This is a genomic window from Achromobacter sp. E1 (genome assembly GCF_037039475.1).
GTDB lineage: Bacteria > Pseudomonadota > Gammaproteobacteria > Burkholderiales > Burkholderiaceae_B > Achromobacter > Achromobacter mucicolens.
This window is the reverse complement of record NZ_CP146253.1, coordinates 3,832,775-3,854,254: the sequence shown is the minus strand read 5'-3', so window position 1 is coordinate 3,854,254 and position 21,480 is coordinate 3,832,775. Positions and strand designations below refer to the sequence as shown.

At 66.4% G+C, this 21,480-nt stretch carries 22 protein-coding genes; 17 read left to right on the top strand and 5 right to left on the bottom strand.

All coding sequences use genetic code 11. The features are described 5' to 3' along the window. Nucleotides 1–45: 45 nt before the first annotated feature. The 3 genes from V6V88_RS17910 to V6V88_RS17900 all read left to right on the top strand — a co-directional run bounded on the left by V6V88_RS17910 (nucleotide 46) and on the right by V6V88_RS17900 (nucleotide 3,548). Nucleotides 46–855: an enoyl-CoA hydratase/isomerase family protein gene (locus tag V6V88_RS17910; RefSeq protein WP_223576175.1), complete on the top strand. Its 810-nt coding sequence runs from the start codon at nucleotides 46–48 to the stop codon at nucleotides 853–855. Between the two features lie 4 nt (nucleotides 856–859). Beyond that, nucleotides 860–2,401, top strand: a complete 1,542-nt coding sequence (locus V6V88_RS17905) for a malonyl-CoA synthase (RefSeq protein WP_175155875.1) — start codon at nucleotides 860–862, stop codon at nucleotides 2,399–2,401. Between the two features lie 175 nt (nucleotides 2,402–2,576). Further along, nucleotides 2,577–3,548 carry a tripartite tricarboxylate transporter substrate binding protein gene (locus tag V6V88_RS17900; RefSeq protein WP_056323841.1) on the top strand — a complete coding sequence of 324 codons (972 nt, stop codon included), beginning with the start codon at nucleotides 2,577–2,579 and terminating at the stop codon, nucleotides 3,546–3,548. Between the two features lie 4 nt (nucleotides 3,549–3,552). Here V6V88_RS17900 and V6V88_RS17895 read toward each other — a convergent pair whose 3' ends face one another. Beyond that, on the bottom strand, nucleotides 3,553–4,509 hold the full coding sequence (locus V6V88_RS17895) for an aldo/keto reductase (RefSeq protein ID WP_223576174.1): 957 nt from the start codon (nucleotides 4,507–4,509) through the stop codon (nucleotides 3,553–3,555). A gap of 280 nt (nucleotides 4,510–4,789) precedes the next feature. Between V6V88_RS17895 and V6V88_RS17890 the strand changes: the two genes are divergently transcribed. The 4 genes from V6V88_RS17890 to V6V88_RS17875 all read left to right on the top strand — a co-directional run bounded on the left by V6V88_RS17890 (nucleotide 4,790) and on the right by V6V88_RS17875 (nucleotide 8,246). Then, nucleotides 4,790–5,761 carry an ABC transporter substrate-binding protein gene (locus V6V88_RS17890; RefSeq protein WP_056323846.1) on the top strand — a complete coding sequence of 324 codons (972 nt, stop codon included), beginning with the start codon at nucleotides 4,790–4,792 and terminating at the stop codon, nucleotides 5,759–5,761. A gap of 322 nt (nucleotides 5,762–6,083) precedes the next feature. Next, nucleotides 6,084–6,974 carry an ABC transporter permease gene (locus V6V88_RS17885; RefSeq protein ID WP_056323849.1) on the top strand — a complete coding sequence of 297 codons (891 nt, stop codon included), beginning with the start codon at nucleotides 6,084–6,086 and terminating at the stop codon, nucleotides 6,972–6,974. A 1-nt stretch (nucleotide 6,975) separates the two neighbouring features. Continuing rightward, nucleotides 6,976–7,770 carry an ABC transporter ATP-binding protein gene (locus V6V88_RS17880; protein WP_056323852.1) on the top strand — a complete coding sequence of 265 codons (795 nt, stop codon included), beginning with the start codon at nucleotides 6,976–6,978 and terminating at the stop codon, nucleotides 7,768–7,770. Between the two features lie 146 nt (nucleotides 7,771–7,916). Continuing rightward, on the top strand, nucleotides 7,917–8,246 hold the full coding sequence (locus V6V88_RS17875) for a ribonuclease E inhibitor RraB (protein WP_223576173.1): 330 nt from the start codon (nucleotides 7,917–7,919) through the stop codon (nucleotides 8,244–8,246). 3 nt (nucleotides 8,247–8,249) lie between these two features. On the opposite strand, the gene V6V88_RS17870 is transcribed toward V6V88_RS17875, so the two are convergent. Genes V6V88_RS17870 through V6V88_RS17860 form a run of 3 tightly spaced genes read right to left on the bottom strand, consistent with a single transcriptional unit; the run spans nucleotide 8,250 to nucleotide 12,660 of the window. Beyond that, on the bottom strand, nucleotides 8,250–9,497 hold the full coding sequence (locus V6V88_RS17870; RefSeq protein WP_223576524.1) for an FAD-binding oxidoreductase: 1,248 nt from the start codon (nucleotides 9,495–9,497) through the stop codon (nucleotides 8,250–8,252). A gap of 8 nt (nucleotides 9,498–9,505) precedes the next feature. Then, nucleotides 9,506–11,149, bottom strand: coding sequence for an NAD(P)-binding protein (locus tag V6V88_RS17865; protein WP_338615847.1), 1,644 nt, complete (start codon nucleotides 11,147–11,149; stop codon nucleotides 9,506–9,508). Continuing rightward, on the bottom strand, nucleotides 11,149–12,660 hold the full coding sequence (locus tag V6V88_RS17860) for a polyamine aminopropyltransferase (RefSeq protein ID WP_056323860.1): 1,512 nt from the start codon (nucleotides 12,658–12,660) through the stop codon (nucleotides 11,149–11,151). The genes V6V88_RS17865 and V6V88_RS17860 overlap by 1 nt, the downstream gene beginning before the upstream one ends. A gap of 89 nt (nucleotides 12,661–12,749) precedes the next feature. Between V6V88_RS17860 and V6V88_RS17855 the strand changes: the two genes are divergently transcribed. From V6V88_RS17855 to V6V88_RS17820, 8 genes are all read left to right on the top strand, one after another. Further along, complete coding sequence (locus tag V6V88_RS17855; RefSeq protein ID WP_062839104.1) at nucleotides 12,750–13,136, top strand: DUF350 domain-containing protein; 387 nt, start codon at nucleotides 12,750–12,752, stop codon at nucleotides 13,134–13,136. Nucleotides 13,137–13,175: 39 nt separating this feature from the next. Continuing rightward, nucleotides 13,176–14,219, top strand: a complete 1,044-nt coding sequence (locus V6V88_RS17850; protein ID WP_062839103.1) for an SPFH domain-containing protein — start codon at nucleotides 13,176–13,178, stop codon at nucleotides 14,217–14,219. Nucleotides 14,220–14,225: 6 nt separating this feature from the next. Then, the gene (locus tag V6V88_RS17845; protein ID WP_062839102.1) at nucleotides 14,226–15,701 is read left to right on the top strand and encodes a DUF4178 domain-containing protein; all 1,476 of its coding nucleotides are present in this window, start codon (nucleotides 14,226–14,228) and stop codon (nucleotides 15,699–15,701) included. Next, complete coding sequence (locus tag V6V88_RS17840; RefSeq protein WP_172802197.1) at nucleotides 15,702–15,866, top strand: hypothetical protein; 165 nt, start codon at nucleotides 15,702–15,704, stop codon at nucleotides 15,864–15,866. After that, complete coding sequence (gene speD, locus V6V88_RS17835; protein ID WP_280003509.1) at nucleotides 15,863–16,213, top strand: adenosylmethionine decarboxylase; 351 nt, start codon at nucleotides 15,863–15,865, stop codon at nucleotides 16,211–16,213. Before V6V88_RS17840 ends, speD begins: the two co-directional genes overlap by 4 nt. Nucleotides 16,214–16,343: 130 nt before the next feature. Beyond that, a complete protein-coding gene (gene modA / locus V6V88_RS17830; protein ID WP_280003507.1) occupies nucleotides 16,344–17,102 on the top strand; it encodes a molybdate ABC transporter substrate-binding protein in 759 nt (252 codons plus the stop codon). A 27-nt stretch (nucleotides 17,103–17,129) separates the two neighbouring features. Further along, nucleotides 17,130–17,816 (top strand): molybdate ABC transporter permease subunit, encoded by a 687-nt coding sequence (modB, locus tag V6V88_RS17825; protein ID WP_056323878.1) that lies wholly within the window; start codon nucleotides 17,130–17,132, stop codon nucleotides 17,814–17,816. Next, a complete protein-coding gene (locus V6V88_RS17820) occupies nucleotides 17,813–18,499 on the top strand; it encodes an ATP-binding cassette domain-containing protein (RefSeq protein ID WP_280003506.1) in 687 nt (228 codons plus the stop codon). The genes modB and V6V88_RS17820 overlap by 4 nt, the downstream gene beginning before the upstream one ends. Nucleotides 18,500–18,538: 39 nt before the next feature. Here the strand turns inward: V6V88_RS17820 and V6V88_RS17815 are convergent, their stop codons facing one another. Beyond that, entirely contained in the window at nucleotides 18,539–19,333 is a 795-nt protein-coding gene (locus V6V88_RS17815; RefSeq protein WP_280003504.1) for a TOBE domain-containing protein, read from the bottom strand. Nucleotides 19,334–19,508: 175 nt separating this feature from the next. On the opposite strand from V6V88_RS17815, the gene V6V88_RS17810 reads away from it, so the two are divergent. Together V6V88_RS17810 and V6V88_RS17805 are read left to right on the top strand one after the other, a co-directional pair. Beyond that, nucleotides 19,509–20,105, top strand: a complete 597-nt coding sequence (locus V6V88_RS17810) for a DUF4136 domain-containing protein (RefSeq protein WP_180098340.1) — start codon at nucleotides 19,509–19,511, stop codon at nucleotides 20,103–20,105. A 10-nt stretch (nucleotides 20,106–20,115) separates the two neighbouring features. Next, entirely contained in the window at nucleotides 20,116–21,312 is a 1,197-nt protein-coding gene (locus V6V88_RS17805; protein ID WP_062839098.1) for a patatin-like phospholipase family protein, read from the top strand. Nucleotides 21,313–21,480: the final 168 nt, after the last annotated feature.

The window sequence follows — 21,480 nt, the reverse complement described above, 5'->3', positions numbered from 1 at the left end:
ACACGGCGGCGGATTCCATCAACAACAACAACGAGGGCAGGGGACATGACGGAGAACGTGGCTGGCCATGGCCAAGGCCAAGACCGTGTGCGGCTTGAGCGCGAAGGGCATCTGGCCTGGGTGACGCTGTCGCATCCGGGACGCCTGAACGCGATCACGGTCGGCATGTGGCGCGAACTGCGTGAGGTCTTCACGCGCATCGCGCAGGACGATGCCGTGCGCTGCGTGATCGTGCGCGGCGAGGGCGGCAATTTCGCGGCCGGCGCCGACATCCGCGAGTTTCCCGCCGAGCGCGCCGATCTGGCCGGCGTGCAGCGTTATCACCGCGAGATCCTGGCCCCCGCCTTGCAGGCCGTGGCGCAATGCCCGCAACCCGTGATCGCCCAGATCGAAGGTGTGTGCGTGGGAGGCGGTCTTGAAATCGCCAGCCAATGCGACCTGCGCATCGCCGGCGCATCGGCCCGCTTCGGCGTGCCGATCAACCGCTTGGGCTTTCCGATGGCCCCGGACGAAATGCGCGGCCTGCTGGCATTGGCCGGCCGGGCGGCGACGCTGGCCATCCTGCTGGAAGGCCGGGTGTTCGGCGCCGACGAGGCGCGCGGCCTGGGCCTGTTGACCCGCATCGTCGACGATGGCGAGGTCGCGGCTGCGGCCCGGCGCAGCGCCGACCGCATCGCCCAGGGCGCGCCGCTGGCCGCCCGCATCAATAAGCGCTTGTCCGCCAGGCTCGCCATGGGCGCGGCCTTGACCGAAGACGAGTACCAGGATTATTTCTCCTATGCCGAAAGCCGGGACCACAGAGAAGGCGTGCGTGCCTTCCTGGCCGGCGAAGACCCTTCCTTTTCCGGAGACTAGACAGGTGAGCAACGCCAACCTATACGCTGTCCTGCAAGGCGGCTTTCCCAAAGACCGCAGCAAAGTCGCGCTGGAAACGCCCGACCTCCAATACACCTGGGACGACATCGAACGCGCGACCGCGTGCCTGGCGAACCTGCTGCAATCGCTGAACCTGCCCGACGGCGCGCGTGTGGCCGTGCAGGTCGAGAAGTCGCCCGAGGCGCTGCTGTTGTACCTGGCCACGCTGCGCGCGGGCCTGGTGTACCTGCCGCTGAACACCGCCTACCGCGAATCCGAGATCGAATACTTCCTGGGCAACGCCGAGCCGTCCGTCGTCGTGTGCGCCAGCAAGAACCTGGACTGGGTCAAGCGCGCCGCCGACAAGGCCGGCTGCCCGCACGTCTTCACGCTGGACGAGGACCGCACCGGCACGCTGCTGGAGGCCGCCGGCAGCCTGCCGCAAACCTTCAAGACGGTTCAACGCAAGCCGGACGACCTGGCCGCGATCCTCTACACCTCGGGCACCACGGGCCGCAGCAAGGGCGCGATGCTCTCGCACGGCAACCTGGCGGCCAATGCGCGCACCCTGCATGAATACTGGGGCTGGCGCGAGGACGACGTGCTGCTGCACATGCTGCCGATCTTCCATGTGCACGGCTTGTTCGTGGCCTCGCATGGCGCGCTGCTGGCGGGCGCCCGGATGATCTGGCTGCCCAAGCTGGACGCCGACCAGGCGCTGCACTACCTGCCGCAGAGCACCGTGATGATGGGCGTGCCGACGTACTACGTGCGCCTGTTGGCCGATCCGCGATTCAACCGCGACGTGTGCGCCAACATGCGCCTCTTTATCTCGGGCTCGGCGCCGCTGCTGGCCGAGACGTTCTCGGACTTCAAGGAACGCAGCGGCCATCCCATTCTTGAGCGCTACGGCATGAGCGAGACCGTCATGCTGACGTCCAATCCCTACGACCCCGCGCTGGGCGAGCGTCTGGCCGGCACCGTCGGGCGCGCCTTGCCCGGCGTGCAGGTCCGCGTGGTCGACGATGCCGGCAAGCCGCTTGCTGCGGGCGAGATCGGCAATGTGCAGGTGCGCGGCCCCAATGTGTTCTCGGGCTACTGGCGCATGCCCGAAAAGACCCGCGAGGAATTCACGGAAGATGGCTGGTTCAAGACGGGCGACGTGGGCCGTTGGGGCGGCGAGTCCGCCGGCCGCGCCGCGCCCGACGACTACCTGTCGATCGTCGGCCGCAGCAAGGACCTCATCATCTCGGGCGGCTACAACGTGTACCCGAAGGAGATCGAGACGCTGATCGACGACATGCCGGGCGTGTCGGAATCCGCGGTGATCGGCGTGCCGCATCCCGACTTCGGCGAGGCCGTGGTGGCGGTGGTGGTGCCCAAGGACGGCGCGTCGCTGGACGCCTCGGCGATGCAGGCGGAATTGAAATCGCGCATTGCCAACTTCAAGGTGCCCAAGCGCGTGCATATCATCGACCAGCTGCCCCGCAACACCATGGGCAAGGTGCAGAAGAACGTGCTGCGCGACACCTACAAGGCGCTATAACCCCACATCGTGCCGGTCCCCTGCGGGACCGGCATTTTTTTACCGCATCCAAGGAGACTCATCCCCATCCAATGCCCCGAGAAGACCTGCCCTCAGCATTCAGAAGAAAAAGATATTCCAGCGACGAGACGCCAAAAAACAGGCGCCGTCCCCCGATGCAGCAAGAGGAGACAAAATGAACTATCGCACCACCGCCGCGGCCGTGTTTGCCGTGGCAGCCCTGGGTTTTGGCGGCGTTGCCGCCGCGCAATGGCCCGAACGCCCCATCACGCTGATCGTTCCGTTCCCCGCCGGTGGCGGCACGGACACGTTCGCCCGTCCGCTGGCCGCGCAGCTCACGACGCAGCTCGGCCAGACGGTGGTCATCGACAACAAGGGCGGCGCGGGTGGCACCGTGGGCGCCGGCGTTGCCGCCAAGGCCAAGCCCGACGGCTACACGTTCTTCATGGGCGGGGCGCACCATGCGCTGGCGCCGTCCCTGTACAAGAGCCTGAGCTACAACATCCAGAAGGACTTCGTGCCGGTCGCCCTGGTGGCGCAGCCGCCGCAGGTCGTCGTCATCAATGCCGGCAAGCTGCCGGTCAAGACCTTGCAGGAGTTCATCGACTACGCCAAGAAGCGTCCGGGCGAAATCAACTTCGGCACTGCGGGCAAGGGCAGCACGCACCACCTGGCCGGCGAGCTGTTCGCCATGCAGACCGGGGTCAAGCTGGTGGACGTGCCGTACCAGGGGGCGGGCCCGATGCTGTCGGCGCTGATCGGCGGGCAGGTGGATCTGGCCTTCGACGGACTGGGCTCGTCCGCCGGGCACATCCGCGCCGGCGCGATCAAGCCGCTGGCCGTGGCCGCCACGGAGCGTTCGCCGTCGCTGCCCGACGTGCCGACTGCCGCCGAGGCCGGCGTGCCGAACTACGTCGTGTCGACCTGGTACGCGATCTGGGCGCCCGCCGGCACGCCCAAGGAGGCCACGGAAAGGATGGCCGCCGAGATCACCAAGGCGCTGAACACGCCCAAGCTGAAGGAAACCTGGGCGGGCAACGGCACCGGCGTGCCCACGCTGACCGGCGCCGAGTTCGGCAAGTTCGTCGACAGCGAAGTCCAGCGCTGGGCCAAGGTCGTCAAGGACTCCGGCGTCACGCTGGACTAGCGCCTTACCGCCAATCGCTGGCCTGGCTGAGCCGGGCCAGCTGGTCGTGCGTCAGCGTCAGGCTGGCGGCCTTGACCAGTTCGTCCAGCTGGGCGAGCGAGGTGGCGCTGACAATGGGCGCGGTGATGCCCGGCTGCGCGATCTGCCAGGCCAGCGCGGCCTGCGCGGGCGTGCAGCCGGCGTCCTCGGACACCTCGTCCAGCGCCTTCAGGATGCGGTAGCCGCGGTCGTTCAGGTAGGTCTCGACGATCTTCTTGCCGCGCGCGCTCTTGCCCGCATCGCCGGGGCTGCGGTACTTGCCGCTAAGAAAGCCGCTGGCCAGCGCGAAATAGTTGATCGTGCCCATCTGCTGGGTCTTCACCAGGCTTTGCAGCCCGGATTCGAAGGGCTCGCGCGTGTACAGGTTGTACTCGGGCTGGATGCTTTCATAGCGCGGCAGGCTGTGCCGTTCGCTGGCGATCAGCGCTTCGGACAGCCGCACGGCCGTGTAGTTGGACGCGCCGATCGCGCGCACCTTGCCGGCTTCCATCTGCTTGGCGTATTCGCCCAGGGTGTCGGTCAGCGGCGTGTCCGGGTCGTCCTGATGGGATTGGTACAGGTCCACGTAGTCGGTCTGCAGGCGCGCCAGCGACGCCTCCAGCGAGCGCCGGATATAGGCGGGCGACAGCCCCTTCTGGCCAGGCCCCATTTCCATGCCAACCTTGGTGGCGATCAGAACCTGATCGCGCTTGCCCGTTCGCTTTAGCCACTTGCCGATCAGGGATTCGGATTCGCCGCCCTGGTTGCCCGGCACCCAGCGCGAATACATATCCGCCGTGTCGATGAAGTTCAGGCCGGCGTCCAGCAACGCGTCCAGCAGCGAATAGGTGCCGGCCTCGTCGACGGTCCAGCCGAAGACGTTGCCGCCGAATGTGAGCGGGGGAACCTGCAGGCCGGATCGGCCCAATGCGCGTTTGATCATGGCTGGCCTCGGGATGCCGTCGCCGGGCGCGCGGAACGGGATGAACGGCGTTCGCCCGGCGGTGGTCAGTATATTCACGCCGCTGCCCCGTGGCGGGGCAGGCCGTTATGCATGCACCATTACAGGGATTCCCCCCAACTCCATTTGGTGGGCGGCACGTTAGACTATACGGCTTTATGGCTGGCCGAACGGGTGGCAAACCCGGGTGGCAAATCCCGCGGCGGCCATGAAGACACCGGCAACTTCAACAAGCAATACCACGGGTTCAAGGAGCAAACATATGCTGATCGGAAAACACCATTTTCTGACGGTTGGCGCGATGGCGCTGGCAATGGCTATCGCCGCGCCGGCCGCCGCGCAGCAAAAGTCCGTCGCGGTGACCGCCATCGTCGAGCATCCGGCGCTGGACGCCGTGCGTGACGGGGTGCAGGACGCCCTCAAGCAAGCCGGCTACGAGCCGGGCAAGAACCTGAAGTGGCAGTATCAAAGCGCTCAGGGCAACAACGGCACCGCCGCCCAGATCGCCCGCAAATTCGTCGGCGACCGCCCGGACGCCATCGTCGCGATCGCCACGCCGTCGGCGCAGGCTGTCGTTGCCGCCACCAAGGACGTGCCGGTGGTGTATTCCGCCGTGACCGATCCGGTCGCCGCGCAACTCGTGTCCAGCATGGACGCCTCCGGCACCAACGTGACCGGCGTGTCGGATCTGCTGGCCCTGGACAAGCAAGTCGAGCTCATCAAGAAGATCCTGCCCAACGCCAAGCGCGTGGGCATCGTCTACAACCCGGGCGAGGCCAACTCGGTCGTGGTCGTCAAGAAGCTCCAGGAAATCCTGCCCAAGTCGGGCATGAGCCTGGTCGAAGCCGCCGCCCCGCGCTCGGTGGACGTGGCCTCGGCGGCCCGCAGCCTGATCGGCAAGGTCGACGTCATCTACACCAACACCGACAACAACGTCGTGTCGGCGTATGAGTCGCTGGTCAAGGTGGGCAACGACGCCAAGATCCCGCTGATCGCTTCGGACACCGACAGCGTCAAACGAGGCGGCATTGCCGCTCTGGGCATCAACTACCGCGATCTGGGCGTGCAAACCGGCAAGATCGTCGTGCGCATCCTGAAGGGCGAGAAGCCCGGCGCGATTCCGTCTGAAACCAGCTCCAAGCTTGAGCTCTACGTGAATCCGGGCGCGGCCGCCAAGCAGGGCGTGACCCTGTCCGACGCGCTGATCAAGTCGGCCGCGGTGGTCGTGAAATAATACGGCGCGATATCGGCCCCGCCATGCCTATCCGGCGTGCGCGGGGTTTTTCTTGCGTTTTTCGTGGTGTCTGGCTTACCCGATGTTCCATAGGGCGGCAGCGTTCACAAGACGTTCGCGGCCCGGCGTTGTTGCTTCCTTGACAGGTCTCGCACGTCCGCTGGCGCCGCCGGCGGGAAGACACGTGGGCGGGAAACGAGAGAAAATCCATGCCGGGAAACGTTTATTGCGAAAGCTCGGGTAAAACTGACCCGTGAACGCAAGAAATCGCGCGTTTCACTTCTTTAATATGCTCGTTTCTTATCTTGATTGGATCTGACCCATGTCATTGTTCTCGTTGTTAGGCGCACTGGAGATCGGGCTGATCTTCAGCCTGGTGGCCTTGGGCGTCTTCATCTCCTTTCGCCTGCTGCGCTTCCCGGACCTGACCGTGGACGGCAGCTTTCCGCTGGGCGGCGCAGTCTGTGCGACGCTGATCGCATCGGGCACCGATCCGTTTTCCGCCACCATCATCGCCACCATCGCGGGCGCGGCGGCCGGTCTGGTCACGGGCTGGCTGAACGTCAAGCTCAAGATCATGGATCTCTTGGCCAGCATCCTGATGATGATCGCCCTGTATTCGATCAACCTGCGCATCATGGGCAAGCCCAACGTGCCGCTGATCACCGAACCCACCGTCTTCACGATCCTGCAGCCGGCGTGGATTTCCGACTATGTCGCCCGCCCGTTGATCCTGATCGTGATCGTCATCCTGTGCAAGCTGGCGCTGGACTGGTTCTTTGCCACACAGACCGGCCTGGCGGTGCGCGCCACGGGCTCGAACGGCCGCATGGCCCGCGCGCAGGGCGTGAACACCGGCCGCATGATCCTGGGCGGCATGGCGCTGTCCAACGCGCTGGTCGCGCTGGCGGGCGCGCTGTTTGCGCAGACGCAGGGCGGATCGGACATCTCGATGGGCATCGGCACCATCGTGATCGGCCTGGCCGCGGTCATCGTCGGCGAAAGCATCCTGCCGTCGCGCAAGCTGGTGCTGGCCACGCTGGCCGTCATCATCGGCGCCATCGTCTACCGCTTCTTCATCGCCCTGGCGCTCAATAGCGATTTCATCGGCCTGAAGGCGCAGGACCTGAACCTCGTCACCGCGGTGCTCGTCACGATCGCCCTGGTCATCCCCATGCTCAAGCGCCGCCTGGTCGGCAAGAAGGGGCGCTGATATGTTGTCCGCAAAAGACCTGAAAATCACCTTCAACGCGGGGACGCCCATCGAGACCCGCGCGCTGCGCGGCCTGACGCTGGAAATCCCGTCGGGCCAGTTCGTGACCGTGATCGGTTCCAACGGCGCGGGCAAGTCCACGTTCCTGAACGCCGTGTCGGGCGACCTGCCGGTCGATTCCGGCCGCATCGACATCAATGGCGTGGACGTGACGCGCCAGCCCGTGTGGGCGCGCGCCGGCAGCGTGGCCCGCGTGTTCCAGGATCCCATGGCGGGCACCTGCGAAGACCTGACCATCGAGGAAAACATGGCGCTGGCGCAGATGCGCGGCGCATCGCGCGGCTACAGCCGCGCCGTGAAGGCCTCGATGAAAGCCGGCTTTCGCGAGCGTCTGGCCACACTGGGGCTGGGCCTGGAAAACCGCCTGACCGACCGCATCGGCCTGTTGTCCGGCGGCCAGCGTCAGGCGGTCAGCCTGTTGATGGCGGCGCTGCAACCGTCGCGCATCCTGCTGCTGGACGAGCACACCGCCGCGCTCGACCCGCGCACCGCGGACTTCGTGCTGCAACTGACGGCGCGCATCGTGGCCGAAAACAAGCTCACCACCATGATGGTCACGCACAGCATGCGCCAGGCGCTGGACGTCGGCGACCGCACGGTCATGCTGCACCAGGGCCAGGTCGTGCTGGACGTGTCCGGCGACGAGCGCCGGGGCATGGACGTGCCGGACCTGCTTGCCATGTTCGAGCGGGTGCGGGGCGAGAAGCTGTCGGACGACGCCCTGTTGCTGGGTTGATGGCGAAGACAACGCGGTCTGCAAGGACCGCGTTTTTTTTCGCCCCGAATTTCTGCCCGGACTTTTTCCCGGACTTTTGCCCAGCACAGGGCCGGACCTCTGCTACCATCGCCGCCTCTTGAAAAACGATAAGCAGAGCAGCAGCGATGGAAGTCAGCCAGGCGTCGATTGACGGCATGTACAGCAAGATGGCGCAGAACGGTTGGGATACGTTCGGCCGCTTGAAATGGAGCTATTGCTTCATGGCCTCGCAGGAACACGCGCTGGAACTGATCTTCCGCAAGATCGCCGACAGCAAGTACCTATTGGAAAGCCTCGAACAGGCCGATGACGAAGACGGCGGCTGGACGATGTGCGTGAGCATGGTCGAGATCCTGCCCGCGGACAAGCTCTTCCGGCGCTGCGACGCCTTCAATGACCTGGCCGACGAGTACGGCGCGCTGTTTGACGGCTGGGACGTGGCACAGGTGGCGTAAACGCTAGATGAAGCGGCCGGGCCGGAAGGCCGGATGGCGCGCCGTGGCGCTGCCGTCCAGCATCTGGTCGGCCAGGATCTTTGCCGTGCCCGGCGCGGTGCTGAACCCGATGTGCTGGTGTCCCAGCGCCAGCCACAGGCCGGGATGACGCGGCGCCTCGCCGATCATCGGGCGGCTGTCGGGCAGCGTGGGGCGGCGGCCCAGCCAGGCGGCCGCGTCCAGCCGCTCGCCCAGCGGGAAGGCCTCGCGCGCGCGCTGTTCGGCCAGCGCAAGCTGATCCGGCCGCGCGGGCGCGTCGCAGGCGTCCAGCTCCACGCCCGTGGACAGGCGCAGCCCGCGCGCCATCGGCGACAGCACGTAACCGCCGCCCGTGTCGTACACGGGTCGCGTCACGCGCGCGCCTTCGCGGCCGCTGTAGTGCATGTGATAGCCGCGTTCAAACGCCATCGGCAGGTCGATGCCGGTGGTCTTCAAGAGCGCCTTGGACCACGGACCCAGCGCCACCACGAGCCGGCCGGCAGACAGGGATTCGGACGCCGTCGCCCCGTTCACGATCCACGACGCGCCGTCGCGGCGGATGCTGCGGGCGTCCAGCCGCCGGAATTGTCCGCCTTCGCGCCGGTAGAGATCGGCGTAGGCCGCCACGACCTCGTGCGGATCGTCCACCGAATACGATCCCTGGATCCACAACGCGCGGTGAAAGATCGGCGACAGCGCGGGTTCGGCTTCGGCCAGTGCCGCGGGGTCCAGTTCCTGCGTGGGCACGTCATACTGCGCGAACGTGCGGCGCGCCAGCGCGCCGGCCTGCCACGCCTGCGCCGAGCGGTACAGGAAGATCCATCCGGTGTCGCGCAGCCGGTGGCGCGCGCCGCTTTGGTCCAGCAGCTTCAGGTGCTCGGGCGCGGATAGCCGGATCAGGCCGTCCAGCGCCCGCGCGGTTTCCTGGAAGACGGCCGGCCGCGCGCTCATCAGAAAGCGCGCCGCCCAGCCCAGGTTCGCCGCCAGATACGGCCAGCGGTAGCGGAACTGAACTGTGTCGTTCTTCAAGAGGCGCGGCAGCTGCTTCCACAGCCCCGGATGATTGAAGGGCATCAAGGAACTGCGGGCCAGCACGCCGGCGTTGCCCAGCGACGTTTCCATGCCGGGTTCCTGGCGGTCGACGAGCAGGACCGTCATGCCGCGCCGGCGCAGTTCCAGCGCGCAGCAGACGCCGACGATGCCCGCGCCCAGCACGATGACGTGATTGCCCATGTCGATTTTCATCCTTGTTCGTGGTGGCCCAGGATACGCCCTGCCGCCTTGACGCCCCACCATGAGGCCTCTTCGAAGACCGAATACCCTGACAGGTCGGCGTGCGCAAACAGCACCGGACCGTCCACCGCACGCAGGGCAGCCAGGCCCGGATTGGACAGGTAGCCGCAGACCGGCGAGGCCATCGCGTGGCCGCGCACCGTGATCTCAAGCTGGCGGGCGTTGCGCCAGAATTCCTTGCCGTACGCCGCAACCAGATCCGCCGCGGCGATGTCGCGCAGATCCTGCGGGCTGGCGCGCGTCAGCCAGTCGCGCGCCGCTTGCGGCGTCTGGCCGCTTAGCGCGTGATACGCCGTGAACACGCTGCGCGGCGTGCGCGCCACGCGCAGCAGCTGGTGCGTGGACACGACATAACCCAGCGCCTGGCCTTCGTAGACGACGTTGTCCCACGACAGGGGCTCGCCGGGCGCTTCGAGCGGGTAGCCGTCCATGACGAAGTTCGACACCATCCAGGCCGCGTGCGGCGTGGTGTGCACGGCCGGGTCGTAGCCGTACGCCTGCAGATCGGGCAGCAGGCGCTGCGCGACGAAAAGCGGCATGGCGCACACCGTGCGGCGCGTCTGCACGGCATAGGCGCTGTCGGCGCCGTCCGGCGAGTCCTTCACGCACAGGACGCGCGGGCCGGCGGGCAGTTCGTCGATGCGCATCGCCGTGCCTTGCAGCAGCCAGCCGGGGTGGCCGAGCTGCTTGGTGATGGCGTCGCGCATGCGGTCGGCCAGCACGGCCAGCCCGCCCGGCCACGTCAGCACCGCGCCTTCGCCGGCGTTGGCGGCATGGCCGTCGCGGCTGGCAAAGTAGTGCAGGCCGGCCCACGCCGACACCTCGTCGTGCCGCGCGCCGTAGTCGTCGCGGCAGCAGTAGTTCAGATACCAGTGCAGCGCGGGCGAGCTATAGCCCTCTTGCGTCAGCCACGCCTTGAACGTCAGACCATCCAGCGCGCGCCAGGCCGGATCGCGCGAGGACAGTTCCAGCGGGATGCAGAACACCTTGCGGCCGTCGTTGCCCACCTGCGTGCGCAGTTGATCGATCAGCGCCAGAAAGCGCCGGTGCTGCGCGGCGTCGGCATCCGGCACGCCCGTCATGGGCAACAGGCCTTCTTCCCAGCGCCCGTTGCGCAGCAGTCTTTCCTGCGGCGAATGTACGAGAACCGCTTCGTCGTAGTAGGGGCGGGCGTCGCCCGCGCCGTGTTCAAGGATGCCGAAGTCGGCCAGCATCTCGCGCACGTGGGTCGAAGCCAGCGACGGCAGGGGCAGGTAATGCGCGCCCAGCGGGTAGTCCAGGCCATCGCGCTGGCCCGCCGCGGCATTGCCCGCGAATTCGGGGCCCTGCACCACGACGAAATCGGTGAAGCCCTCGCGCGCCAGCTTCCAGGCGCAGGACAGGCCGGCGACGCCAGCGCCCAGAATGGCGACCTGGTGCTGCCGGGTGCCCGACGGATGCGGCAGGGCCGCCTTGTCGCGCAACGCGTGGCCGGCCTGCATGCCCGGGTAGTGAACGTCGGGCCTCGTCTCGACGACGCGCGATCGCCAGTAGCCGACCGAACCTGCGGCGGCGGCCGTGGCAGCGCCCAGGAGGAAGCTGCGCCGGCGCATCAGCGGATGACCTTGCGCCAGTCCTCGTCGAAATAGCGCACGAGCGATTGTTCGTTCAGGCGGTTCGGCGGCATGGCCAGCGCCGGCATGTCGGCGGGAAAATGAAAGAGCTCGCGCACGGTGACGGGGTCCAGGTAGCGCGTGGCCACCGTGATCTTCTCGGGCGGCGCGTAGTCGCGGCGCTTGCTGGCCAGGATGAAGCCCCAGTCGCCGAACGACGGCACGTAGGTGTGATACGGCCAGGTGTTCAGGCCGGCTTCCTTGAGCGTCGCGTCCACGCTCCAGAACGAGCGCGGGGCAAAGTAGGGGGAGGTGGACTGCACGACCATGTAGCCGTTTTCGGCCAGATGCCGCGCCATCAGGTGGTAGACCGGCACGGAATACAGCCGGCCCAGGCCGAAGTTGGACGGATCGGGAAAGTCCACCACGATGAAGTCGTACACCTGCGCGTGGGATTCCAGCCAGCGGCCGGCGTCGTCATTGATGACGGTGACGCGCGGGTCCTTGAGCGAACCTTCGTTCAGCTTGACCAGCGGTTCGGAACGCGAAAACAGGTTCGTCATGGCCGGGTCCAGGTCCACCAGCGTGACGTGCTCGACGTGTTTGTACTTGAGGATCTCGCGCACGGCCAAGCCGTCGCCGCCGCCCAGCACCAGCACGTTGCGCGCCCAGGGCAGCGCCTGCAGGCCCGGATGCACCAGCGATTCGTGATAGCGGTGTTCGTCGCGCGACGAGAACTGCAGGTTGCCGTTGATGTACAGGCGCAGGTCGTCGTGCCAGCGCGTCACCGCCAGGCGCTGGTACTGCGTGGTCTCCGCATGGATCACGTCGTCGCCGTACAGGCCTTTTTCGGCCCAGGCGGTCATGCTGCCGGAGTAGACGAATCCCAGCCCCAAAATGCCGATCACCACGCCCGCGCGCACGGCCTTCTCGCCGGGCCGGCTGACTTCGGCACGGAACAGCCACGTGGTCCAGAGCGCCACGCTGGCGTTCAGGATGCCAAAGAGAAAGCTGGTGCGCAGCAACCCCAGCTTGGGCGCGAGCAGCAACGGGAACACCAGCGACACCGCCAGCGCGCCCAGGTAGTCAAAGGTCAAAACGCGGCTGACGATTTCACGGAATTCCGCCTTGCGCTGGTTGAATACGCGCATCACCAGCGGGATTTCCATGCCCACCATCAACCCGATGATGAAGACGCCCACATACAGGGCCGCGCGAAAGGGCGCGGACAGCCATGCGAACACCAGGAACAGCACCGCGGCCGACACGCCGCCCAGCAGCGCCACCAGCAGCTCGACGTCGATGAAGCGATTCAGAACGTCTTCGTCTCTTACATATTTTGACAACCACGAACCGATGCCCATGGCGAAGAGATAGCAGCCGATCACCGACGAGAACTGGAGGATCGAATCCCCAAGCAAATAGCTGGCGAGCGCGCTGCTGATGAGCTCGTAGCCCAAGCCGCAGGACGCGACGATCAGTACCGAAAGAATGAGAACGCGGTCGCGCATAGGGTGTCCGAGCCAAAAAATGCGTTCGCAGTATATCGAATGCGACGTATATACTGCGCGCAATTGGGAGGCTGGCAATGGGAGAAGCAATGCATCCGGCGGTGACCTATCTGATCTACATCGTTTCAGCGCTCATCATGCTGGGCGTTTTCACGGCGGTCTACACCGCCGTCACGCACTACAAGGAATTCGACCTCATCCGCGAGGGCAACATTGCCGCCGCCCTGTCCTATGGCGGCGCGCTGGTCGGTTTCAGCCTCACCCTGTGTTCCAGCATCGCGGTCCACGCCAGCTTCGTCATGTTCGTGGTGTGGGGCGTGGCGGCGATGATCGTGCAGATCGTCGTGTACGCCGTCGTGTCCAAGGCCATAAAGGGCATGACCGACGCCATCGCGGAAAACAACATCGCCATGGGCGGCCTGATCGGCGCGATCTCGCTGGCGGCCGGCATCGTCAACGCCGCCTGCCTGACCTGAGCGCGGCGCGCAATCCCCGATCTGACAGGAGGACTTTCCATGAGTCTCGGTTCATTCATTCGCAAGCAGTTCATCGACATCCTGCAATGGAACGAGGATCGCGACGGCGTGCTCGCCTGGCGCCATCCGATGCAGGATTTCGAAATCCAGTACGGCGCCAGCCTGACCGTGCGGGAATCGCAGATGGCGGTGTTCGTCAACGAAGGCAAGGTGGCCGACGTATTCGGCCCTGGCATGTACAAGCTGACGACGCAGACGCTGCCGATCCTGACCTACCTGAAGAACTGGGACAAGCTGTTCGAGTCGCCCTTCAAGTCGGACGTCATCTTCTTCAGCACGCGCCTGCAACTGGGCCGGCGCTGGGGCACGGCCCAGCCGGTGACGCTGCGCGACAGCGAGTTCGGCATGGTGCGCCTGCGCGCGTTCGGCGTGTATTCGTACCAGATCTCCGATCCCGGCAAGTTCTATCGCGAAATCAGCGGCACGCGCGACGTGTACACCGTGGACGACCTGGAGGCGCAGCTGCGCAACATGGTCGTGGCCGCCATGACGACTGCCCTGGGCAGTTCCAAGGTGCCGTTCCTGGACATAGCCGGCAACCAGGGGCTGATGTCGCAGAGCATCGCCGAGCAGCTGGCGCCCGTGTTCGACCGCTATGGCGTCAAGCTGGACAACTTCACGGTCGAGAACGTGTCGCTGCCCGAAGAACTGCAAAAGGCGCTGGACACCCGGATCTCGATGGGCATGGCCGGCGACCTGGGCAAGTTCACGCAATACCAGACCGCGACGTCCATCCCGCTGGCGGCCCAGAACGAGGGCGGCATCGCGGGCATCGGCGCGGGCCTGGCCGCGGGCGCGGCGCTTGGCCAGACGATGGCGCAGGGTCTGGGCGCGGCGCAAGGCCAGCCGCAGCAACCCCCGCAGCAACCCGCCCCGCAGCAGGCGCAGCAGCCCGCCCAACCCGCGCAGGCCGATCCGGTCCAGCGGCTGCAGCAATTGAAAGACCTGCTGGACAAGGGCCTCATCACGGCGGCGGATTACGATTCGGCCAAGGCCGAAGTGCTGAAGAAACTCACCAGTTAAGGCGCCATGCAGCAGGTTCTGTGTCCGCAGTGCGGCGCCCCAGTCAAGTTCACGTCCGCAGCCTCCGTCATGGCGGTCTGCGGCGCCTGCCGCAGCACCTTGCTCAAGGATGCCGAGTCGGTCAAGCGCATCGGCGAGGCGGCGGAGGTCCTGGAGGACTATTCGCCGCTGTGCCTGGGCGCGGCGGGCGCGCACGACGGCAAGCGCTTTGACGTCATCGGCCGCATCCAGATGCGCTTTGACGAGGGCTTCTGGAACGAGTGGTACTTGTGGTTCGAGGACGGCACGGACGGCTGGCTGTCGGACGCGTCCGGCCAGTACGCCGTCACGCGGCGGCGCAAGGCCAAGACCGCGCAGGAAATGCCGGCGTTCGACACCATTTCTCCCGGCGACGAATTCAAGCTGGATGGCCAGCGTTTCGTGGCGGCGGACGTGCGCGTGAGCCAGGCTGGCGGCGCCCAGGGCGAGCTGCCCTTCGTGCCGGGTGACGGCTGGCAGGCCAAGGTGGCCGACTACCGGAGCCTGGACGCCTTTCTCACGCTCGACTATTCCGACGGTCCGCAGCCCGAGCTCTACATCGGCAAAGCGTTCGACCTGTCCGCCATGCAGGCGGGCTCGCTGCGCACCGCGGAGCAGGTCGAGGAAACGGCGGGGCGCTTTCGCGGCCAGATCAAGGCGTTGGACTGCCCCAACTGCGGCGCGCCGATCTCGTTTGTGGCTGCCATGGCCACGAATGTGGTTTGCCCATCATGCGCGGCGGCCGTCGATTGTTCCGGTCCCACCGCCGAGGTCATCGAAAAGGCGCGGCGCGTCGAGAAAATCCGCGCCACGCTCCCGCTGGGATCGGTCGCCAAGATGGAAGGCGTGGACTACACGCTGATCGGCCTCATGAAATGCGCCGATCCCGACCCCGAAGAGCCGTCCAGCTGGACCGAGTACCTGCTGTTCAACGCCGCCAAGGGGTTTGTGTGGCTGGTGGAGTCGGACGAAGGCTGGGAACGCGTGCAGGTCTGCGACACCTGGCCCAGCCATAACAACGCCTCCAGCGTGCGCTGGCGCAACCGCGAATACAAAAAGCTGTACGACTACACCTCGCGCGTGGAAATGGCGCTGGGCGCCTTCAACTGGCGCGTGAAGGTGGGCGACAGCACGCAGATCACCGATTACAAGGTCGGCACGCTGAAGCTGACCCGAGAACTGGGCGACAAGGAACTGGGCTGGTCGGCGTCGGCGCCGGTGTCGCCGGCGCAGCTGGCGCAGTGGTTCGACCGGCCGGAACTCAACCGCCAGAAGGCCATGCGCATGTCGTCCGGCAAGGCCGCCGGGGGCTACCGCAAGTGGGCCAAGGGCGCGCTGATCGCGATGCTGTTCCTGAACTTCGGCAACATCTTCGACGGCCGCTTCATTCCGGTGCTGATCGGGATGGTGTTTCTCTGGCTTCCGGCCCTTTTGGCCGACACGCTGATGGGCGAGGACGAATAGATGAAAGGCAAGTTGTTGTATGCCATCTACGCGGTGGTGGTCGTGCTGGCCACCACCAGCGCCAGTGCGCCGGGCACGCGCCTGGCCGGCGGCAGCAGTAGCAGCAGCTGGGGCAGCAGCTATTCGGGCGGATCGGGCTGGTCATCGGGCGGATCCCACAAGTGACCGTTCACGCAACACCCGGCCGCCACGTGCTGGCCGACTTTCGCGGCGTGGCGCCCGGTCTGCTGACCGACGCGCAGGCGCTGGAACGCCAGATGACCGCCGCAGCCCACGCGGCTGGCGCGCAGGTGCTGAGCGCGCATTTCCATCATTTCGGGGAAGGGGCGGGGGTCACCGGCGTCATTCTGCTCAGCGAATCCCACATCAGCATCCATTCCTGGCCCGAGCACCAATTCGCGGCCCTGGACATTTTCATGTGCGGGACCGCCCGGCCCGAAGACGCGCTCGATTTCCTGCGCGCCGCCCTGGCGCCCGAATCCGTCGACGTCACGACGGTTGCCCGCGGGTAGAAGGCAGCCCTTCAGGCTGGCCTCCCTTATTCCTTGATATTTCATAAATGCCGCCTGGGCCAACATTGACGAGCGTTATATACCTGGATATATTTCGATGCCGGATCGTTGGTGCCCACAGGAGAAGGACATGCTTCACAAACGCCCGTTCGTCGCGCTGACCCTGGCGCTCGCCGCCGCGTGGGGCGCCAATGCCAACGCGGGGGAACTGGTGGTGTCGGCCGCCGCCAGCCTGACCAACGCATTCAAGGACGTCGCGCAAGGCTTTGAAAAGGAACACCCCGGCACCAAGGTGATCCTGAATTTCGGCGCCTCCGATGTGCTGCTTCAGCAGATCGTGAAGGGCGCGCCCGCCGACGTGTTTGCGTCGGCCGACCAGAAGGCGATGGACAAGGCGGTCGAGGAAAAGGCCGTCAAGCCCGCCTCGCGGGTCGATTTCGCGGCCAATGAGATCGTGCTGATCGTCCCGACCGACAGCAAGGCCGGCATCAAGACGCTCAAGGACCTGGAGCGTCCCGAGATCAAGCGCATTGCCTACGGCAATCCGTCCTCGGTGCCGGTGGGCCGCTATACGCAGGCTGCGCTCCAGGCCCAGGGCCTGTGGGATGCCGTGCAGGCCAAGAGCGTGCTGGCGCAGAACGTGCGCCAGAGCCTGGACTACGTGGCGCGCGGCGAGGTCGACGCGGGCTTTGTGTTCGCCACCGACGCGGCCGTCATGCCGGGCAAGGTCAACGTGGCCGTGCGTGTGCCGTCGCAGACGCCGGTGACCTATCCGATTGCGCTGACCACGCGCGAGGCCGCCGCCAAGGAAGCCGAAAGCTTCGTCAACTATGTGCTGTCGCCGGCCGGGCAGGCGATACTGTCGCGCTATGGATTCCAAAAGCCCTGAGTGTCCGTTCAATCGTAGTGAATATCGATGAGTGATCCGGTCTGGGTCCCGCTGCTGCTTTCGTTGAAAGTGGCAGGCTGGGCGACGCTATTGGCGACCGTGGCCGGCACGGCCGCGGCGTATTGCCTATCCCGCTGGCGCTGGCCGGGCCGCGACCTGCTGGACGCCATCCTGACCTTGCCGCTGGTGCTGCCGCCGACCGTGCTGGGCTACTACCTGCTGGTGCTGCTGGGCCGGCGCGGCATCATCGGCGAAACGCTGGCGGGCTGGGGCATCGAACTCGTATTCACTTGGCAGGGCGCCGTGGTCGCGGCGTCCGTGGTGGCCTTTCCGCTGGTGTTCAAGTCGGCCCGCGCCGCCTTCGAAAGCGTGGATGGGCAGCTTGAAAACGCGGCGCGCGTGCTCGGCGTGGGCGAGGCGGGCGTGTTCTTTCGCGTCACCTTGCCGCTGGCCGCGCGCGGGATCGCCGCGGGCGTGCTGCTGGCCTTTGCGCGGGCGCTGGGCGAGTTCGGCGCCACGCTGATGATCGCGGGCAACCTGCCGGGCCGCACGCAGACCTTGTCGGTCGCCATCTACGAAGCCGTGCAGGCCGGCGACGACGCCACCGCCAACATGCTGGTGCTGGTCACGTCCGTGACCTGCATCGTCGTGCTGCTGGCCGCCGGCAAGCTGGTGCCCATTGGCGCCGGCCAGCGCAACGGAGGCGGGCGATGAGCATCGACCTTTCCGTGCGCAAGCACATGGTGTCGGGCGACCGCAAGTTCGAACTCGACGTGCAATTCAAGTCGGCCGCCAAGCGCATCGCACTGTTCGGGCCGTCCGGCGCGGGGAAAAGCCTGACCCTGCGCGCGGTGGCCGGACTGCTGCGCCCGGATGCAGGGCGCATCGAGGTCAACGGACGGGTGCTGTTCGACAGCCAGGCAAGCATCTGCCTGCCCGCGCGGACCCGCCGCGTGGCCTACCTGTTCCAGGACTATGCGCTGTTTCCCCACCTGACCGTGGCGCAGAACATCGCCTTCGGCCTGCGCCGCGGGTGGTTCAATCCGCCCCGGCGCGAGGTCACGCGCGAGGCCCGGCGCTGGGTCGACGCGTTCGAGCTGGGCGCCATTGTCGGCAGCTACCCCCACGAAATTTCAGGCGGGCAAAAGCAGCGCGTCGCGCTGGCGCGGGCCCTGATGCTGCAGCCCGACATCCTGCTGCTGGACGAACCATTTTCCGCGCTGGACTCGCAACTGCGCGGCAAGATGCGGCAAGAACTGGACGCGCTGCAACGCCACCTGGATGTGCCGATGCTGCTGATCACGCACGATCCCGCGGACGTCGAGGCGCTGGCCGACGAGGTCTTTGAAGTGCGCGAGGGCAGGGTGGGGCGTCACGACGAGGACGTCGGGCTCTAGTGCGCCGGGGCGGCCGCCGCCTACGCTGGCGGCTGCGCGTCAGTCGAGCACGCCAAGGATCACGCTGGACGCCTTGAAAATCGCCACGGCTTCGGCGCCAACATCCAGTTTCAGGTCGGCCGCGCTTTCGTTCGTGACGACGGCGGCCAGCGTCGTGCCGCCGTCCATCGCGATCAGGATCTCGCTGTTGACGGCGCCCGGCCGCAGGTCGGCGATGCGCCCCTGCAACTGGTTGCGCGCCGACAGGCGCAGGCCCGGGCCCGGCGCGCCAACAATGACCGACGACGCCTTGACCAGCGCGATGGCTTCCTTGCCGGGAGCCAGGCCCAGTTCTTTCGTGCTTTCACGCGTGATCGTGGCCGTGACGGTATGACCGCCGGCAATGCGCATGAGCACTTCGTCGTTGACGGCGCCCGCGCGGATCTCGATGACGGTCCCCAGGAATTTATTGCGCGCGCTGGTCTTGAGCATGAATCGCCTCATCAGGTCGATGTCGCCGCTGGCATCCAGCCCCGCGCGCGTCAGGTTGTCCATGAACTTGCGGTGTTCGACTTCGAGCGCCCGGAAGGTCGCGATCAGGCCGCGCGCCCGATCGGTAAGCTGCGTGCCGCCGCCGCCCTTGCCGCCGGCCGCGCGCAGCACCAGCGGTTCACCGGCCAGGTTGTTCATGGCGTCGATGGCGTCCCAGGCGCCCTTGTAGCTCATGCCCACGGCGCGTGCCGCCGCCGTGATCGATCCGGTGGCGTCGATCTGCGCCAGGAGGTCGATGCGGTTCTTGCCGCCCCAGGTCTGGGCGCCGGAGCGAAACCAAATGGAGCCGTCGAGTTCAAGCATGCGCGTGTCGGTAGGAGTGGCCGGGAGCGACGGGAAGTGTAACGGACCGGGCGCGGGGCGCAATGCGGCCGCGACGATTCCGGGCGGATGTTTGGCGGTTGCGAATGAGATTCTGTTGAAACTTTGGTGGCTTCGCGGCACTATGTTGTCGCCTTGAACTCACGGAGAGATCCACATGAAAGCGTTGAAAATGCTGACGGCGGGTTCCATGACGGCATTGCTGGCGGCCTGCGCCTCCGGTCCCACGGTCAAGAGCGACTATGACCACCAGGCCAATTTCGCGCAGTATCAGACCTTCGGCTACATGTCTCCGCTGGGTACGGACAAGGCCGGCTACAACACGCTGCTGACTGAACGCCTGAAGAGCGCGGCGCGCGGCCAGATGGAAATGCGCGGGTATACCTACAGCGCCACCAATCCCGACCTGTTGTTGAACTTTGGCGCCAAGCTCCAGCAGCAGACCGAAGTCACGCCCGGCTTCGCGCCCATGGGCCCGTATTACGGCTACCGCACCGGCTTCTACGGCGGCTGGCCCGGCTACGGGTGGGGCGACGACGTCTATCAATACACCGAGGGCACGCTCAGCGTTGACCTGGTCGATGCGCGGCGGCGGCAACTGGTCTGGGAGGGCGTCGCCGTCGGCGAAGTACAGGATCCCGGCAGCGCCGGTTCCCAGCAGAACGTGGACAAGGTGGTGGCGGAGATCTTCGCCAAGTATCCGTTCCGCGCCGGCGTCGGGACGCCGCAGGTGCCGGACAAGACCAAGCGCTAGAGGACGCCGCATGACTGCAAGCCGCAAGGCCCTGGCCGAAGACACCGGCGACACGCCGCCCTACGACACCGTCGCGCTCGTGCTGCAAGGGGGCGGGGCGTTGGGTTCGTACCAGGCTGGGGTGTACCAGGGCCTGCACGAAGCCGGCATCCGGCCCAACTGGATTTCCGGCATTTCCATCGGTTCGATCAACGCGGCCATCATCGCCGGGTCCCCGGAAGACGAGCGCGTCGAGCGCCTGCGCGGCTTCTGGGAAAGCATCTGCCGGCCCACGGGCTTTGCTGCGCTGCCGTGGGGCGACACCTTGGACGGCATGTTCGAAGGGGTGCCGTTCGGGTTTGGCTCGCCCGCCATGAACGGACAGGTCTCCGCGCTGCAAGCCCTGTTGACCGGCCAGCCGGGCTTTTTCAAGCCGCGCTTTCCGCCGCCTTACCTGGTGCGCGGGCGCGGCGCCGCCTCCACCAGCTTCTACGACACGACGCCGCTGGCCGCCACCCTGCGCCAGTTCGTGGATTTCGACCTGCTCAACAGCGGCGCGGTGCGGGCCAGCTTCGGCGCCGTCAACGTGCGTTCGGGCAATTTTGCGTATTTCGACAGCCTGCACGACACCCTGCGGCCCGAGCACATCATGGCTTCGGGCGCCTTGCCGCCCGGCTTTCCGTCGGTGGAGATCGATGGCGAGCATTACTGGGACGGCGGCATCGTCTCCAACACGCCGCTTGCGCAGGTGCTGACCACGGACAACATGCGCGACACGCTGGCGTTCCAGGTCGACCTGTGGCCCGCGCGCGGCCCGCTGCCGACGTCGCTCGAAGAGGTGGCCGAGCGGCAAAAGGACATCCAGTATTCCAGCCGCACCCGGTTGGTCACCGACCAGCTGCGGCGCGTCCTGAAACTGCGGCACGGCTTGCAGCGCCTCTTGGAACGCCTGCCGGAAAGCGAGCGCAGCGCGCCCGACCTGGCGGACATCCGCAAGCTTTCGCACACGCCGGCCACCAACATCGTCAACCTCATCTACGAAGCCAAGCACCGCGAGCGCTACTCCAAGGATTACGAGTTCGGCACCGAAGCCATGCGTGAGCACTGGGAGTCGGGCCTGGCAGACATCCGCCATACGCTGGAAAAACCCGGCATCCTGGCCCGGCCCACGCAGGACAGCTGCTTTGTCACGCACGATATCCATCGCAACGGGACCCATCATTCGTAGCACGGCGGCGGCTTACCGTGATTGGCGGGGTGTGCAGGTCGGATTGGTCTGATAGATGCGCCGCGACGGGCTGAAATCCGCGCCGCGCAGGTAGGCTTCAAGGACATTCCGCAACCTTGTTCCGGGACGGGCCGCCCGCGCATGCCAGCGGCCTTCCTGGTGGAGATC